Source organism: Caulifigura coniformis (assembly GCF_007745175.1).
In the GTDB taxonomy this organism is placed as follows: Bacteria; Planctomycetota; Planctomycetia; order Planctomycetales; family Planctomycetaceae; genus Caulifigura; species Caulifigura coniformis.
The window spans coordinates 2,256,521-2,272,456 of record NZ_CP036271.1 but is presented as its reverse complement, the minus strand read 5'-3'; the positions used below and the strand labels follow the sequence as shown (position 1 = coordinate 2,272,456).

The following is a 15,936-nucleotide window of genomic DNA, read 5'->3' as shown; positions in this document are numbered from 1 at the left end:
ACTTGGAGCGCCCCGGCTGCTTCAGAGAGGCCGGGGCGCTGGTATTTCAGAGCTCGCCTTTGACGCCCATTTCGTGGAAGAAGTGAGTCACGTTGTTCTGGTTCTTGAGGAGCCAGTCGATGGTGGGCTCACCGCGCATGGCTTTGCCGAGGGCCGTGGCCGTGGCCGCGCGGTTCGATTCGAAGAGACCTTCGTGGTCGACCTTGTCGGCGTCGAGCACGCTTGGGTCGAGCCAGACGGAGACGATGATTCCGAGGCCGTTGGCCTTTTCTTTCGGGATGTCGCCGGCGCGGACGGCGTCAAGGACGCCGTTGGCGATACCCGCCTGGACGGAGCCCATCAGGATGTTGGTGTACTTCTCGCTGTTGACGGTGACCTTGCTGACCATCAGCGTGGTCGGGCGGACCTGCACGTCGCAGTTCAGGATCGCGAAGACGCGCGAGTGTCCCTTGGTCTGGTCGCCGATGAGGTTGGCGATCGCGAACCCGACGGGGCCATCGAGTTCGCCGATGACGACTTCCGGCTCGGCCGCGAGATAGGACGGTCCGCTCTCCGGTTCATAGAGGGCTTCACCGGTGCGGAGCACGACGCGGCCGAGTTTGGCCGACTTGGATTTCTGGGCTTTCTTCTTGGCCATGGACGTTCTGTTTCGAGAAAGGGTGGGAGACCAGTGAAACGTTAAAGGCCCGGAGGGACAATTCAATGGTGAAGCGACGGCATCGCCGTTCACTGTACGGCGGATTGCACTGGCGGCAGAATCACGGCGACAGTTTCTGAACGTGGCGTCCGTGCTTCCCGCTCAAGGTGCAACATGCTTCGTCTGCTGAGCTCGAGTCTGCTGTCGGCCAGTGTCCTGCTTGTCTGCGTTTCGGCTCCCGCGGCGGATGTTGTGCTGCCGGCCGGCCTGAAAGTGGAAGAGGCTCCGAAGGACTCCCATGCGGCGAAGATCGTGCTGATTGCGGGGAGCAACTACTTCAAGCCGGGCGAACATGAGTACGTCGCGGGATGCGCGGCGCTGGCGGACCTGCTGAAGCAGACTCCGGGCGTGGCTCCCGTGCTGGCGCTCGACTGGCCGACGAAACCGGAAACGTTTGAGGGGGCCAAAGGCGTCGTGATGTTCTTCGACGGTGGCAAGAAACATGGCTTCCTGCAGGGAGACCGGTTTGCCCAGATCCAGAAACTGGCCGACCAGAAAGTGGGGCTGGTGGGCCTGCATCAGCTGGTCGATTTTCCGGAAGGGCTCGGCGACAAGGGAAAGAGCCTGCTGGGCGCGACGTTCAAGGGCGGAACGTCGAAGCGAGCCCACTGGGTGCACGAGTTCACCGCGTTTCCCGAGCATCCGATCAGCCGGGGCGTGACGCCGTTCTCGATCGATGACGGGTTTCTGTGGAAGCTCGACTTTGTGCCGGAGCGGAAAGGAGTGACGCCGCTGATGAGCACGATCGGTCCGAAGGACAAGACCACGAAGCCCGAGGAGTCGGTTGTGGCGTGGGCGTATGAGCGCGAGAACGGAGGACGGTCATTCACGTTCACCGGGGCTCACCTGCACGCCAGCCTGGGGCAGGAAGGCTATCGGCGGCTGCTGACGAATGCGGCGCTGTGGACGGCAGGCGTCGAGGTGCCGAAGTCGGGAGCGCCTGTGAATCTCGAGGCGAGGCAGCTCGACGGCTACCTGATGCCGAAGCCGGTTGCGGCGGCGAAGTAGGACGGGAGTCTCGGCGGAGAGGTCTGCGTTCGAGAGTGCTTCGTCGAATGGCATTGGCGGAGCCAGTGCCATCCACGGGCAGTGCCAGCTGGGCTCAGGGTTTGGCGCGGAGCTGCAGGGCCTCTTTGAGCTGACGGACGCGGTCGAGATCGACGCCGGCGGGCCTTTGCTTGAGGACCCAGTCGACATCCTCGAGGCCCTGTTCGATCCGGTGCAGATCGTAGTTCAGGACGGCCCGCAGGAGCCGCTCGGAGATGGAATCGGCGTCGAGGGCGACGATCGTTTCGATGTAGCGCAGGGCGGTTTCGGGAGTCTCCTGAATGTTCAGCGTGCTGAGCAGGTTCCGCAGGATGCGCGCACAGATGGCGGAAGCATCGACCGCCTTGAGCCATTCCTCATCGGGCTCTCCGCGATCAACCCTGGCGAAGGCTTCGGCCCTGGTGAGCGGCTTCGCGCCGTCGAACACATCAAACAGCTGCGGCTCTCCTTCTGAAGGAACGAGCCGGACGATGAAGTGGCCGGGGAGTCCGACGCCTTCGACCTTGAGACCGACTCGTCGCGCGACTTCCATGGTCACGACTGACAGGGTGATCGGCAGTCCTTCACGGTCGTCGATCACTTCGTTGAGGTGACTGTTTGAGGCGCTGTGATAGTTCGCGCGGCTGCCGTGGAATCCGGAGTCCTCGAAGAGAAGCTTGCGGAGTTCTTCGAACCTTTCGCGGTCGTTCATCGTTTCATTGAGGCGGGATTTGAGCTCCGTTGCCAGGGCGTCGATCTCGCCTTTGTAAAACTCGACGTCGAGCTCCTCGTTGTCGAGGGCGGCGATCCAGAGGACGGCGGCCAGGAGGTCAGGTTCGCCGCTGGCCGGTTTGAGCGCGGCCACGATTTTCTCGCGGACGCTGGCCTCATAGGCTTCACGGGCGAGTCGCCGGAGCCAGGCCGCCTGCTTCTCCAGGCGTTCCGCTTCCTTCACGGCCGCGAACTGGGCGACCGGTTTCTCTGAGATGCGTCCGACCTGCGAAGGGTTGGGGGCCGGGCTGTCGCCGATGTCGTTGACGATCTCGCTGATCATCGAGCGCGTGGCGTCGTCAATCTGGGTGACTTCAATGCGTTCGGCGAGACGGAAGTTCTTGAATTCGGCGGTGGTGTGCCGGAATTTCGCGAGGCCGACTTTCCCCTTGCGGTAGAAGTCGTCCTCCAGTTCGTAGACGACGACTCCGTTGCAGAGGCACTGGATGCGATCTTTCTCGACGCGGATCTTCAACTCGTTCCAGGCGTCGGGGCTGTACTCGGCGCGCTGTTCTTCCCAGAGAACGTGCCAGTCGTAGACGACCGGCCCGTCGAAGCGCGAGACGCGGAGCTTTCCACTGGTGGGATAGAAACCGTAGTGGCGGTCTCCGCCGTCGGCATGAAAGACAAGGCCGGCGGCGCCATCCTGCTCACGCAGCCGCACCTGAACGGCGACCTCGAACGGAGTTTCGGGGACCGATTGCGTTGAAAGGCACAGAGACCGGCCGCCAAACCCTTTTCCGGGTCCATCCGCGCGCAGGCGTCCGGCGTGCTGTGTCCAGCGGGCGTCGCCGACGACCTGCCAGTGGCGCGGATTGAGGGCGCCGATGGTGAGCCATTTGCCCATGGCGATGGGATTCGGCTTTTCGAGCAGCGGCTTGAGCGAATTGATAGCGACGGCATAGCCGAGGTTCTCGGTGACGAGGGACTTGAGCGTCAGCAGGCCGACGACTTTGCCGTCGGAATCGACGACGGGGCCGCCGCTGTTGCCACGTTCGATCGGAATGGCGAGCTGGATCATGTTCATGCCATCCACATCACTGCGGAGGGCGGAGACGACCCCTGTGACGACGCTGTGCTCGAGTCCCTGGGGGTTGCCGAAGGCAACGGTGGGCTGCCCCTGCTGGAGTTCATCACTGTCCCCCAGTTCGAGGGCGGGGAGCTTGTCGGCTTCGATCCTGATGAGGGCGAGATCCTGCGATTTCTCGTGGGCGTAGATCTGAGTGACGGGGAACTCGCGCTTGTCGAACAGGCGCACGGTGAGGGGGCGGCCTTCGCCAAGAACGTGCAGGTTGGTGGCGATCAGTCCGTCTTCCCGGACGATGACGCCGCTGCCGACTCCAAGCGTTCGGCCGTCGCGGTCGCCGACGGTGACGACGACGACGGAGGGCTGCACTTTGGCGACGAGCGACTGGACGCCTTCGACCGCGACGGGTTTGCCGGCGGACGAATCTTCCGCGATGGCGGGAACGGTCGCGAGCGCGCCGAGGCAGATCGAGAGGAACGCGCGGCGGAGAAGGAACTGCATGCCAGCCTCACGAAGGAGTCGCGAGGGCCGGTTGCCGTCGCGTGCCCTCATCGTAGGCGGCGAAACGGCAGATGACACGCGGTTTCGTCAGGGGGCCTTCTCCTTGCCGGGCGGGTTTTGTCGCGAGCCAGAGTTCGTCGCGGCGAGAAGGACTCAGTGGGCGTCTTCGTTCGGATGGGGCCCGCACGAATCACGAGGCGTAGCCGAGGCGGCGGTATTCGGTGATCTTGTTACGGAGGGTCTTGGCGGTCACTCCGAGCGCGGCGGCGGCGGCGGTCTTGTTGCCGCGGCAGTGCTCGAGCCGCTGCAGGATGACCTGCCGCTCGATTTCCGCGAGCGACATCGAGTCGAACGGCAGCGAGACGGGATGCTCGTCCGCGACGTGCGTTTCCAGCGACTTGAGATCGGCTTCGTCGATCAGGTCCTGCTCCGCGACGACGCAGGCGCGGTGAACGACGTTCCTGAGTTGCCGGACGTTCCCCGGCCAGTGATAGTCGGCGAGCCGGCGGATGGCGGCCGGCTTGAAACCGCGAACTCCATGCAGGGAGTCGCCGCGGAAGCGTTCAACGAAATGCTGGGCGAGGATCGGGATGTCGTCTTTGCGATCGCGGAGGGCGGGGATTTCGAGTCGCAGGACGTCGAGGCGGTAGAAGAGGTCGGCCCGGAATTCTCCGCCGTCGACGAGTTCGGCGAGGGAACGGTTCGTGGCGGCGATGACACGGGCCTGCATCGGCAGAAGATCATTTCCGCCGACCCGTTCGAACTCGGCTTCCTCGAGCACTCTCAGGAGCTTTCCCTGGACTGTGGGGGCGACCTCCGAGATTTCATCGAGAAACAGCGACCCGCGGGCCGCGGCTTCGAATTTTCCGGTACGTCGGGTGAGCGCGCCGGTGAAGGCGCCGGCCTCGTGTCCGAAGAGTTCACTTTCGATGAGCGACTCGGCGAGGGCGGCGCAGTTGACGCGGCAGTAGGGTTCGAGGGATCGCGGGCTTTCGGTGTGCAGCATGCGCGCAACGAGTTCCTTGCCGACGCCGCTCTCTCCGCAGATGAGCACCGTGGCGCCTGTACGCGCAAATCGCCGGGCCTGCTCAAGGACCTTGAGCATGGCTCGAGACTGGAACACCAGCTGCATTTTCCCCCCTGGCCCTCTGAGAACATTCGGCGGCGCCTCCACCCCCGTGGCAGCGGCCGGACTCACTTCCTGACTCATCGCCCCCGGTGCTGTGTCAGCGTTCGCTCGACTGGAGGAACGTGCACAATTGCAACAAGGTCACGCGTCGACGTCGTCTAATGCCTGGAAAGCGCCCTCGAATAGGCGCTGCGGACTTCCCGCTGTTTGACTCCTGCATCGATTCTGGGCGCGAGCCGGGTGCGTTCGCCGTCGAGCTGTGTCGCGAGCGACTGCACGGTTTCGATGGCTTCCCGGAGTCCCAGGGCATATTCGTCATCAATGGCCTTCCAGTCGGTCAGTCGGATGTCCCGCATCTTTCGGGCTTCCACGATGCGTTCGTCGACTTCGATGATCCGGTCGAGCGAGCGCTGGAGTTCGTCCATGGGATTGGACGAACCGCGGGTGAAGCCTGTCTGCCATTCGCGGAGCGCCCCGGTGACCTGCCGAAGCTCGTGGACGGCGATCGCAAAGTCTGCTTCGGCTCCGGTGAGCCGATCACTGCCTGTTCGCGGCATGGGGCACCTCCGTGTGTTGCCTGATCGCGGCGTCGAGCCGCGCGTGTTCCTTCACGAGCTGTTCGCGCTCGTCGATTGCATCCAGCCGCCACTTGGCCATGTCCTGAAGCCAGCCGAGCGTTGGGTCGGCAACAATTCGGCGATAACGCTTCCTGGCGTCATCGATCCGGCCGAGTCGGCGGCTGCAGTTCGCGAGCTGAAACTCGACCCAGCCCGATTCGTTTCCGGAGATCGCCTTGCGATCGACCTGTTGGTAGATCTCGTCGGCGAGGACGTATTCGCCGGCGGCGAAGAGGTTGTCGGCGACGTAGACGCGGTCGAGGGCCGAGACGGGCAGCCCCTTGATGAGGCTCGACGCGGCCGCTTTCGAGGTTTCGGGCGCCGCCGGCGATGACGGCTCCGGCCGGGGATGTTCGGTGGGCGCGGGTTCGGGCGGCGGTGGGGTCGGGGCCGACGCGGGAGGGGCGACCTGAGTTTCGGCAGGGACGGACGTCACATCGGCTTCGTGATGTGTCGACTCGGGCATCGGCAGGACGATGGTGCGTTCAATCACCGGCGGCTCGACGGGGGGCCGCGACAAGAGTTCGTTGAGTTCTTCCAGCTGTCGCTTCAGACGCTCGACACGCCGGTCGGTTTCGGCGGTGTCGGCCACGACGGACTTGCGAACGGGGGGGACGAGGCCGCCGCGGGGCGCGGGTTCGGCTTCGGCTGGCGACTGCGCCGTCCGGATGCCGGAGGAGGGTGTCAGCCGCGGGAGCGCGGTCGTCGGCGCGGGACGTGACTCCGGAGCGAGGTAGACGGGCGCCTTCGTGCGGACGGGAGGAGCGGGAAACGGAAACGGTTCGTCCGCGGCGGCCCACGACGTCGCCATAACGGCCAGCAGGGCTGGCAGGCAGGCGAAGTCGAGGTGGACGGTGCGGCGAGTCATGGACGTGTTTCAGGGATGAGCGGTGTTCGTCGTCACAGGCGCTTCGGCGGCGGAGTGCTGAGGCATCGATCCGGAGAAGCAGAGGGCCGCGTTGAGGTAGTCGCCCTTGCGCTGGAGGCAGCGTCCGAGTCCGCGGAGCGCTTCGGCCTGCTGTTCCCTGCTCGAGCAGAGTTTCAGCCAGGTTCGCGCCTCGACCTCGGCTTCATCGCGGCGATCGAGTTCGAGCAGCAGTTCGCAAAGCCGTTGATAGGCGACGAGGCGGACTTCTTCATTGGTGGTTTCGCAGACGGCGCGGAGCTGGGCTTCCATGCCGTCGAAGTCGCGACGGTCGAAGAGTTCGTCGACGAGCATCAACTCCAGCTTCATGCGGAGTGCGCAGGGGGGCATGTGTGCGATGGCGTTGCGGCAGATGTCGGAGGCTTCGCCGTTGAGTCCGAGTTCGCGGTAGGCGATCGCGATCAGGACGGCACCGGAGTGTCCGAAGAACTGTTCGCTGCGGACGTGGCTGATGGAGGTCATCAGCGAGCGGAGGTCGTACTTGAGGCGGGTGGGGTCGTGTCCGCCCTGCACCTGGGCGAGGCAGGACATGAAAGCCGTGGCGTCGCGCGTGCCTTCGACGTCGAGCCAGTTCTGGTTCGCCCTGAGGATCTCGGCGGTGTTCTGCGGCTGGCTGGAGAGGAGGTACGCGGTTCCGAGGGTGAGCGCGGCGGTCCCGCGGTCGCGCGGGGCGGCGAGGGCCAGCGACCGGCGAAGCGGCACGACAGCCCGGCGGGCTTCGTTCGCCTCGACGAGGAGACGTCCGAGATAGAGGTTGGCGAGCGGTTCGAGTCCGCTGCCCATCGCGTGATCGAGCGATCGCTGGAAGGCGAGAATCGCCTTGTCGGCCGCGTTTTCCTGCAGCTGGATCTTGCCGAGGTTGAACCAGGCCTCGGCCAGGAGATCGCCTTTCGGCGAGTTGGCGATCAGGTCTTCGAGGGACTTTCTCGAGGCGGCCTGGAGCCCGCTGAGGGCTTCAACATGGGCGATCGCCAGCCGCGAGTAGGGAGACCAGCGGACATCCCGGTAGAGGGAGAGAGCTTCGCGGGCTGCACGTTCGGCCGCTTTCAGCTGGTACTGTTTCCAATCGCTGGTCGAGCGTTCTGCGACCTCGCTGATCCGCAGGACCTGGTTCTCCCAGTTCCAGATCAGGCGTGGCTGATCGCAGAGGGCGTCCAGCAGGCAGGCGATGCTGCCACGGCCGACCGACGCGCGACAGCGATGGGACTTTGCCAGCTGTTGGGCCGCATTCGACCATTCCACCTGCCAGTGTGCGGCGCCGCAGAACTGCTGAACGGCGTCGTAAACGGTGGCGCCGCCGGACTTGTACTGGGCGTACATGGCCGCCGGGTCGGTCCCGGTGGTCATGGGAAGGCTGGGGGCCGGCGGCGGCTGGAAGGGGGCCGCGGTTTCCGATGCGTGAATCCGCGAGGCGATGTCGAGCAGGTCGAAGGGGCGGACCACGATCTTGCAGCCGATGAGCGCGTTGTCTTCGAGGAGACGGCTGGAGGTGTCGCCTGAGGCGCGGCGGTAGAGGAGGTGAGCGTGCCAGTGGAGAAGTTCCGAACGCCAGAGCGGTGCGGCGTGCTCCTGGTTGAGCCACAGGTCGGCTGCGATGCGGTGCGCCAGCTCGGTCTTCTGCTGTTCGAAGAGGACGCGGGAGAGCCCCCACTGTGCGAAGCCTCTCCAGCTGGGAGCGGAGGTGGCATCAGCGAGCATTTGATAGCGTTCGGCCGCTTCGTCGAGGAGTCCCAGGGCTTCGGCACAGAGGGCCCAGCGGAACTGGACCATGGGATCGAGGACACTGGGGTGGGCCTCGATTGCCGCGCCGTAGAGCTTCATGGCGGCGGCGATCTTGCCTTCGCGGAATTCGTCATCCGCGCGCAGGATGTCGGAGGCCCTGCGTTTTTCGTTCTTCTCTGTCAGGCGGGCGGCGGCGAGCGGCATGGATTTCAGCCGGCCCGCTGGCGGGTGGGAGGACGGCGACTCCTCCGGCGTCATTGCGGGAGGTTCGAGCTGGCCTGCCGGAGCGTCGTGGTGAGGCCCGGGGGCTTCGGCGAGGTCGTCGTGTTGATCGTCGTGCAGGTGATGTGCGACGGTCGGCGAGGGGGTCTTTGGGGCGGCCGGGGGGAGCTTGTTTCCGGCGTCCGGTGTGTGGGTGTGGTCGTCGTGCTGTTCGGCAGTTTTGGCCGGTTGTTTCCGCGCAGCGAGCAGGCTCCAGCCGCCGGCACCTGCTACTGCGCAGGCGGCCGCCAGTCCGAACATTGCCAGCGATCGTAAATGCGGAATCGCCACCAAAACTTCACAAATTCGTGGGGGTCATCGACGGAATTGTCCGATTCAACGTTACAGACTGCCTAATCCTTCGACTCAGATCGACTGAAGAAGGTGCGGAACATTAGCCCGAAAAAACCTGCAAGAAGTGCTTCAGGGAATCGATGACTTCACTGCCTAACGCCGGAGCGGAATGCGATGCACGTCTACCGACTGCATAGTTCAGAAGTTGTCGCCAGTCCCGTGACATCACGGTCGAGCGGCAGCGCGCTGAATGCGACAAGCTCCGACGGCAAGGACACGCACGAAGGCGTGTCTGCGGATGCCGGTTCTGGCGTGTCTGCGTTGTTGACGCAGTTGCGGCAGTCTCCGGAGATCCGGCAGGCAGTGGTGGAGCAGGCACGTGGAAAGATCGCCTCAGGCGAGTATTTCACGCGCACCTCCGCCGAGGCGACGGCGGAGGCGTTACTGCGGAACGAGTCGTAATTTTTCACAACTGTGCGGCACTGAGTCTCCGGGCCACGGACCTGCGGGTCGACTTCGCATTGCGCGACAGGCCGAAGTGCTACACGCAACCAGGGGGTGTTCTCGATGGGTCTGTCGATTGCGAACAATGTTTCTTCGTTGAATGCTCAGCACAACCTGGGCAAAGCGTCCAGCAACCTGGCGAAGTCGACGGAACGTCTGTCGTCCGGTCTGAAGGTGAACCGCGGCGCCGACGGTCCTGCGGCCCTCGTCATCTCGGAAAAGCAGCGTGCCCAGATCGCCGGTCTGCAACAGGCGATCGATAACGCCGACAAGGCGACCGCGGTCGTGCAGACGGCCGAAGGCGCGCTGAACGAAATCAACAACCTGCTGGTCAAGGTGCGCAGCCTCGCTCTGGACTCGGCCAACGCCGGTGTCAACGACGAAGACGCTCTGGCCGCGAACCAGGCGGAAATTGACAACGCCCTCGACACGATCAACCGTATCGCGGCGAACACGCAGTTCGGCCAGAAGAAGCTGCTGGACGGCTCCTCGGGTATCAGCGGCGTTTCGACCGACACCGACGTCACGGTGCTGAAGGCCACCGGAGACACCAAGGCCGGCAACTACGCCGTGTCGGTGACGACGGCTGGCGAGCGGGCGAACGTCGAGGCGGGCACGGTTCAGACGGCCAACCTCGCCGCTGAAGAAACGCTCGTCGTCAACGGCGTGTCGATCACGCTGGCCGCGGGTCTCGACAAGACGGGAGTGATCTCCCGTATCAACGAATTCACGGACCAGACCGGCGTGGTGGCCGATGCGAACGGCACCGGCGGCGCGACGCGGCTGTACTCGGAAGCGTTCGGATCGGACGCCGAGATCTCCGTGATCTCGAACACCGCCGGGGCGGTGGACAGCTCGGGACTGGGCACGACGGAACTGACCGATACGGGTGTCGACGTCGTCGGCACGATCGGCGGCACGAGCTTCACCGGCAAGGGCAACGTTCTGACGGCGACGTCGGGCAATGCCAACGGTCTGAAGGTCGAACTGAACGCCGGAACCGCCGCGACCGCTGTCAGCACCGTGACGGGCGCTCAGGGCTCGGTCGCCGTGACCGACAACTCGCTGGTGTTCCAGATCGGAGCCAACCAGAACCAGACCGCGAAGATCGCGATCCAGAAGGTGAACCCGAACGGTCTCGGCACGGGTGTGGACGGCAACCAGTTCAACAGCCTCGAAGACATCAACGTGACCTCGGCTTCGAAGGCCCAGGACTCGCTGGCGATCATTGACGAAGCGATTGACGAAGTCACGAACCTCCGCGGCACGCTGGGCGCCTTCCAGCAGAACACGCTGGCCTCGACGACTGCCAACCTGCAGGCGACTCTCGAGAACACCGTGAACGCGGAATCGGTGATCCGTGACACGGACTTCGCGACGGAAGTCGCCGAGTTCACGAAGCAGCAGGTGCTGGTGCAGGCCGGCACGAGCGTGCTGAAGAACGCCAACCAGCAGCCGCAGCTCGCCCTGTCGCTGCTGAACTAATCAAGAGTTGCCGGAGGCATTCGCCGCTTCCGGGATCTTGCGACTCGTCACATCCGTCGGAGGGCAACGACTGCCTTCCGACGGATGTTTTCATAACGGGGCCCGGTGATTGGCGGGTCACTGGCGGGAGTGCCGATCTTAAGGAGGAGGACGGAAAGGCGCAGGGGCGTTCCCGGCCTCTCCGGCATGCATTGTCAGCCTGTTCTTCCCAGCTTCTCGTTTCCGGCTCCGGACTGACCTCTCATGCCCACGATCAGCGGACTCGCGACCGGCATCGACACCGACTCGATCGTCCAGGAGCTGCTCAAGATCCGTCAGACGCGAATCGACGTCCTGACGGCGCAGAAGAAGGAAGTCACCGATCAGCAGGCCGCGTTCAAGCTGATCGAGGCGGACATCATTTCGCTGCGGGGCCAGGCGACCACCCTCTCGCGGTCTCTGAACAACGTCTTCGACGCGCGAAAGGTCACGAGTTCGAACGAAGACGCGCTGGTGGCGACGGCCACGTCCCGCGCCGCGACCGGCGTGTACCAGGTCAGAGTCAACTCGCTGGCGCAGGCGCACCAGATCGCGTCGCAGGGCTTCGCCAGCGAAGACGCCGAGATCACGCAGGGGACGTTCGAACTCAAAGCCGGTTCGAGCAGCAGCGCGACGATCACGATCGACAGCACGAACAACACGCTGCAGGGGCTGGCCGATTCGATCAACGGAGCGGGGATCGGGATCTCGGCCACCATCGTGCAGGATGCGTCGAATCCCGGGACGCCGTTCAAGCTGCTGCTGACGTCCAGCAAGACCGGCGTCGCCAACCAGATCACGCTGACGAACAGCCTGGGAGCATCGGGAGGCAACGCGGTCCAGCCGACGTTCGATTTCAACAACCCGGTGCAGGCGGCGGCGGATTCCGTCGTCCAACTGGGCACCGGCACGGGCGCTGTCACGTCGACCAGCGCGACCAACACGATCTCGAACCTGATCAACGGCGTCACGCTGAACCTGAAGCAGGCGGATGCGACCAAGACGTACTCGATCACGGTGACGCGCGACACCGAAGCGGCTACCGAATCCGTCCAGAAGTTTGTCGACAGTTACAACTCGCTGATGGACGAGTTCGCGACGCAGTTTCGATACTCGTCGGAGAACAACGAGGCCGGCCTCCTGCTGGGGAACTCGACCGCGCAGAGTCTGCAGCAGTCGGTCCGGGAATCGGTGCTTGGGACGGTGGCTGGCGTGAACGGCAAGGCCAACCGGCTGTCGGCCATCGGCGTGACGGTCACGAACGACGGCAAGCTGGAGTTCGATGCGACGAAGCTCGGGAAGGTCTTCGCGGGCGAAATGCCGGGCGTGACGGCCAACGACGTCAAACGGCTGTTCGCGCTGGACGGCGTGAGTTCCAACGGCGGCATCGAGTTCATGCTTGGCTCGTCGAAAACGGCGGCCCCTGCGAATGGCATCCAGGTCGACATCACGCAGGCCGCAGAGCGGGCTGCCGTTACGGCCACGAACTCGATTGGGACCTCGATCGTCATCGATGGAACGAACGACACGCTGGCGGCGAAGCTTGACGGTCGAACCGCGACCGATATCACGATCACCCACGGAACCTATACCCGCGCGGAACTGGCGTCCGCCCTGGAAGCGGCGCTGAACAGCCACGAGGCTTTCTCAGGACGCATTGCTTCGGTTGGCCTGGCGGGCGACAAGCTCACGATTCAGTCGGATGCTTACGGCTCGGTCTCGCAGGTGGCGATGACCGGCGGAACTGCGGCCGCGGCGCTGGGATTCTCCGGGGCCGAGACATCGACCGGAAAGGATGTGGCGGGAACGTTCATCATCGACGGCCAGGAAGAGCTGGCCACCGGGAACGGGCGGCTTCTGCAGGCGAGATCGGGCAACGCCAACACGGACGGCCTGCAGATTCGCGTTTCGCTGACGACGTCCCAGGTCGTTTCCGGCGTGGACGGAACGATCACGATCACGCATGGCGTGGGGGCGCGGCTTGACCAGACTCTCGGGAAGATGCTGGATGCGACAACAGGCCGGATCAAGATCGTCAACGACGGTTTTGACGACAAGCTGAAGGCTCTTCAGACCGCAATCGATCGCCAGAACGACTTCTTTGACCAGCAGGAGAAGAAACTGAACGATCAGTTCATCGCTCTCGAAACCACGATCTCGGCACTCCAGACGACTGCGACCTATCTCTCGGCGCAGCTGGCTGGCATCAACGGCGAATAATGCCGCTGACGGATCGCAGGGCCGACGAGAGGCACTGTCCAAAGCTCGTCCCGACGAACTGAATCACGATGTCATTCGCCCAGCAGGCCTACCGCCGTTCCACCCAGACACAGTGGACCCGGATCGACCTTCTGCTCGCCCTTTACGCGGCGACGGAACGCACCCTGCTGGCAGGGGCCGCGGCCGTTGAGCAGAACGATCTCGACCAGGCGAGCGCCAAGGCGGTACACGCCCGCAAACAGCTCCTGGCGATCCTGGAAGGCGTCGAGCCGGGGCCGGATGGAGGAGCGGACAATATCCGCCGCCTGCTGACGTTCTGCCACCACTGCGTGAACGTGAATACTTCCGCGTCGTGGAATGACGCGGCCCGGATCATCCGCACGCTGAAGTCGGCGTTCGAGGGGGTCCAGGACGAAGCTCGCCAGCTGGAAGCCGCCGGAGAGATTCCGTCGCTGGACGTGACGTCGCGGCGGGCGGTCGTCGCCTGACTACACCTTGAACTGGAAGGTCGTCCTCAGCCAGCGCCAGGTCCAGTCCCAGGCGGAGCGGTGCGAGATGATGACCCGTGCCCGGCCCCGCATGCCGGTGCGGACGACGAGTGAATCAACGTCGAGCGGGACGGCCGCCTGATAGGCGGGGCTGGTGAGCTTCTCCCGGCCCTGCTGGTCCTGGACGGTGGGGAGCGGTCCCTTGTACTTGTTCGACAGCACGGCCGGGACGAATTCGATTCCCCGGGCGGAGATCGATTCCACCTTGCCATCAAGGGTCGATTCCGGCAGGTGCTCGAGCTTCATGCGTACCTGTTGGCCGACGGCAATGTCGCGACGGTCTCCCTGGTCGACGAGGAGGCGGGCCTCGTAGCGCGAGTTGGCCGCAATGCTGCAGACGGGCGTTCGCGCTTCGATGAGGCTGCCGATGTTCTTCGGGCCCAGCGGATCGCCCGACCAGCCGCTGAGTCGCTCTTCCGCCTGTTCGATCGTGGGCTCGGGCTTTCTCTCGGCCGCGACGATGAAGCCGGGCTGCGGCGCGCGGATCGTGCACTCGGCGACCATTTTCTCCATCTCGGCACGCTGGGCCTGGAGGGACGCCAGATGCTGCTCTGCGAGGAGCAGGTCCCTCGGGCGGTCGAGGTCCTGGTAGGACTGCACTTCCTTCTGCTGCGCGGCTTCTTCCGCCTTCACTTCGTCGAGCTTCTGCTCGAGATCCTCGTTGACGAGAACCGCGATGATGTCGCCTTTCCGGACTTCATCCCCTGCCCGCCTGTGGACTTCCTTGAGCGTTCCGGGGACGAAGGCGAAAACCATTTCCTCCTGGACGGGGGCGATCGTGAAGGGTGCCTCCGCATACCAGGGGACGGGAACCATGACCGCCAGCGCGCCGATGCCGGCCACGCAGGCGAGCGTGAAAGAGACTCTCCAGCGGCTGAGGGGTTCCGGGCGTGGCATGCGAATGAGTTGAAAGAGGCTCCAGAGCAGGCCGCCGACCGTCATTGTCAGCGAGAAGACGGCGGCCATGATTCCGATGCTCTGTAGACCATACGGTTTGAGCACGGTGTACAGGAAGAGCGTCACGCCGAAGAGGATCACGAACTGGTAGACGGTCGTGGCGATGGCGTAAATCACGAACCAGTGCCGTTTCTGGGACGGCATGAACGGATCGACGGGCATCTCGGAGCCCAGGCAGTATTTCGAGAAGACTTCCTGGAACATCCGGCTGGCCTTTTGGCGCAGGTTCGGAATTTCGAGGTAGTCCGACAGCATGTAGTAGCCGTCGTAGCGCATCAGGGGGTTGGCGTTGAACATGACGGTGGTGACCGTCGAGATGAAGAAGACGTTGAGGCAGAGGTGATTGAAGAGGCCTGGCTGGCTGCCCCACCACATGAAGATGGCCAGCGCGGCAATGAAGACTTCGATGTACATCCCCGCGGCGGCGATCGCGATGCGATGCCACTTGTTGCGGAGCATCCACGAGTCGCTGACGTCGCAGTACATGGTGGGGCTGAACACGAGCAGCATGATGCCCATGCCGTGGCATTCCGCGCCGAAGTATTTGCAGGACAGGCCGTGCCCGAATTCGTGAATCACCTTGGTGAGGGCCATGGTGGCCCACAGATACGCGAGGTTGGGCCAGGCGAAGAACTGGTGGAACTCGGGAAGTCGGGCCGAGATGTCGTCGAACCGGACCGCGAGAAAAATGAGCGAGGCGACATCGATCAGGAGGAACAGGGCCACCGTGACCGGGTGAAAGAGCCACCCCAGCCAGCGGACCATCCAGGTGAGGGTCCGGTCGGGATCCCAGCCCGGAAGGCGGATGTAGAGCGGGTTCATGACCGTCTGCCGGATCTTCTTGGCTGATTGCTCGCGATGCTTGCGGCGCAGGACCTCACCCTGCCGATACCGGTCCGAGACGACGAGCCCCTTGTCGTGGAGGTCGGTCACCAGTGACTGCACATCCACCACGCTGAAGTGGACGGCGGGAAAATCGCGCTGCAGTTCGTCGCGCAGATCGACAAGGCTGCGCTGGCCATCGAGGCGCTCAAGCATCGCGAACTGCTGCGGCTGCAGTCGGTAGTATTTGAGGGCGACGGGGTCTTTGATGACCGCGTAGAGGGCATCGCCGTAGGCCATCATTTCCACGACAAGATCGGCCCGCATCACCAGCGGGACAGGCCGCTGGGAAGAAGTGAGCTGGGCGGAGTTGGTGGAGTCGAGTTGCATGGGGCCGTGAGAGGGTGGCGAA

Annotated in this window: 12 protein-coding genes; 5 read left to right on the top strand and 7 right to left on the bottom strand. The window is 64.2% G+C overall.

Features of this window, described 5'->3' with window-relative positions:
* Positions 1 to 46 precede the first annotated feature (46 nt).
* The gene (locus Pan44_RS08925; RefSeq protein ID WP_145029312.1) at positions 47 to 637 is read right to left on the bottom strand and encodes a formaldehyde-activating enzyme; all 591 of its coding nucleotides are present in this window, start codon (positions 635 to 637) and stop codon (positions 47 to 49) included.
* Between the two features lie 174 nt (positions 638 to 811).
* Here Pan44_RS08925 and Pan44_RS08920 point away from each other — a divergent pair, with 174 nt between their 5' ends.
* A complete protein-coding gene (locus Pan44_RS08920) occupies positions 812 to 1,705 on the top strand; it encodes a ThuA domain-containing protein (protein ID WP_145029310.1) in 894 nt (297 codons plus the stop codon).
* Positions 1,706 to 1,799: 94 nt separating this feature from the next.
* On the opposite strand, the gene Pan44_RS08915 is transcribed toward Pan44_RS08920, so the two are convergent.
* The 5 genes from Pan44_RS08915 to Pan44_RS08895 form a co-directional block, all read right to left on the bottom strand.
* Positions 1,800 to 4,022, bottom strand: coding sequence for a transglutaminase family protein (locus Pan44_RS08915; protein WP_197453961.1), 2,223 nt, complete (start codon positions 4,020 to 4,022; stop codon positions 1,800 to 1,802).
* Between the two features lie 190 nt (positions 4,023 to 4,212).
* Complete coding sequence (locus tag Pan44_RS08910; RefSeq protein WP_197453960.1) at positions 4,213 to 5,154, bottom strand: sigma-54 interaction domain-containing protein; 942 nt, start codon at positions 5,152 to 5,154, stop codon at positions 4,213 to 4,215.
* Positions 5,155 to 5,309: 155 nt separating this feature from the next.
* A complete protein-coding gene (locus Pan44_RS08905) occupies positions 5,310 to 5,708 on the bottom strand; it encodes a hypothetical protein (RefSeq protein ID WP_145029303.1) in 399 nt (132 codons plus the stop codon).
* Positions 5,689 to 6,636 carry a tetratricopeptide repeat protein gene (locus Pan44_RS08900; RefSeq protein ID WP_145029301.1) on the bottom strand — a complete coding sequence of 316 codons (948 nt, stop codon included), beginning with the start codon at positions 6,634 to 6,636 and terminating at the stop codon, positions 5,689 to 5,691. Before Pan44_RS08900 ends, Pan44_RS08905 begins: the two co-directional genes overlap by 20 nt.
* 9 nt (positions 6,637 to 6,645) lie before the next feature.
* A complete protein-coding gene (locus Pan44_RS08895; protein ID WP_145029299.1) occupies positions 6,646 to 8,967 on the bottom strand; it encodes a tetratricopeptide repeat protein in 2,322 nt (773 codons plus the stop codon).
* Between the two features lie 177 nt (positions 8,968 to 9,144).
* Between Pan44_RS08895 and Pan44_RS08890 the strand changes: the two genes are divergently transcribed.
* The 4 genes from Pan44_RS08890 (at position 9,145) to Pan44_RS08875 (ending at position 13,685) form a co-directional block, all read left to right on the top strand.
* A complete protein-coding gene (locus Pan44_RS08890) occupies positions 9,145 to 9,432 on the top strand; it encodes a flagellar biosynthesis anti-sigma factor FlgM (RefSeq protein WP_145029297.1) in 288 nt (95 codons plus the stop codon).
* Between the two features lie 105 nt (positions 9,433 to 9,537).
* Positions 9,538 to 10,959: a flagellin N-terminal helical domain-containing protein gene (locus tag Pan44_RS08885; RefSeq protein WP_145029295.1), complete on the top strand. Its 1,422-nt coding sequence runs from the start codon at positions 9,538 to 9,540 to the stop codon at positions 10,957 to 10,959.
* A 243-nt stretch (positions 10,960 to 11,202) separates the two neighbouring features.
* The gene (gene fliD / locus Pan44_RS08880) at positions 11,203 to 13,197 is read left to right on the top strand and encodes a flagellar filament capping protein FliD (RefSeq protein WP_145029293.1); all 1,995 of its coding nucleotides are present in this window, start codon (positions 11,203 to 11,205) and stop codon (positions 13,195 to 13,197) included.
* A gap of 68 nt (positions 13,198 to 13,265) precedes the next feature.
* Positions 13,266 to 13,685: a hypothetical protein gene (locus Pan44_RS08875; RefSeq protein WP_145029291.1), complete on the top strand. Its 420-nt coding sequence runs from the start codon at positions 13,266 to 13,268 to the stop codon at positions 13,683 to 13,685.
* On the opposite strand, the gene Pan44_RS08870 is transcribed toward Pan44_RS08875, so the two are convergent.
* The gene (locus Pan44_RS08870; protein WP_145029289.1) at positions 13,686 to 15,914 is read right to left on the bottom strand and encodes an HlyD family efflux transporter periplasmic adaptor subunit; all 2,229 of its coding nucleotides are present in this window, start codon (positions 15,912 to 15,914) and stop codon (positions 13,686 to 13,688) included.
* Positions 15,915 to 15,936: the final 22 nt, after the last annotated feature.

Bases quoted from the DNA above. Each gene is read 5' to 3' on its own strand.
- Pan44_RS08925 (WP_145029312.1), bottom strand. From the start codon at position 637: ATGGCCAAGAAGAAAGCCCAGAAATCCAAGTCGGCCAAACTCGGCCGC.
- Pan44_RS08875 (WP_145029291.1), top strand. From the start codon at position 13,266: ATGTCATTCGCCCAGCAGGCCTACCGCCGTTCCACCCAGACACAGTGG.
- Pan44_RS08905 (WP_145029303.1), bottom strand. From the start codon at position 5,708: ATGCCGCGAACAGGCAGTGATCGGCTCACCGGAGCCGAAGCAGACTTT.
- Pan44_RS08890 (WP_145029297.1), top strand. From the start codon at position 9,145: ATGCACGTCTACCGACTGCATAGTTCAGAAGTTGTCGCCAGTCCCGTG.
- Pan44_RS08910 (WP_197453960.1), bottom strand. From the start codon at position 5,154: ATGCAGCTGGTGTTCCAGTCTCGAGCCATGCTCAAGGTCCTTGAGCAG.
- Pan44_RS08885 (WP_145029295.1), top strand. From the start codon at position 9,538: ATGGGTCTGTCGATTGCGAACAATGTTTCTTCGTTGAATGCTCAGCAC.
- Pan44_RS08900 (WP_145029301.1), bottom strand. From the start codon at position 6,636: ATGACTCGCCGCACCGTCCACCTCGACTTCGCCTGCCTGCCAGCCCTG.
- fliD (WP_145029293.1), top strand. From the start codon at position 11,203: ATGCCCACGATCAGCGGACTCGCGACCGGCATCGACACCGACTCGATC.
- Pan44_RS08870 (WP_145029289.1), bottom strand. From the start codon at position 15,914: ATGCAACTCGACTCCACCAACTCCGCCCAGCTCACTTCTTCCCAGCGG.
- Pan44_RS08920 (WP_145029310.1), top strand. From the start codon at position 812: ATGCTTCGTCTGCTGAGCTCGAGTCTGCTGTCGGCCAGTGTCCTGCTT.
- Pan44_RS08915 (WP_197453961.1), bottom strand. From the start codon at position 4,022: ATGCAGTTCCTTCTCCGCCGCGCGTTCCTCTCGATCTGCCTCGGCGCG.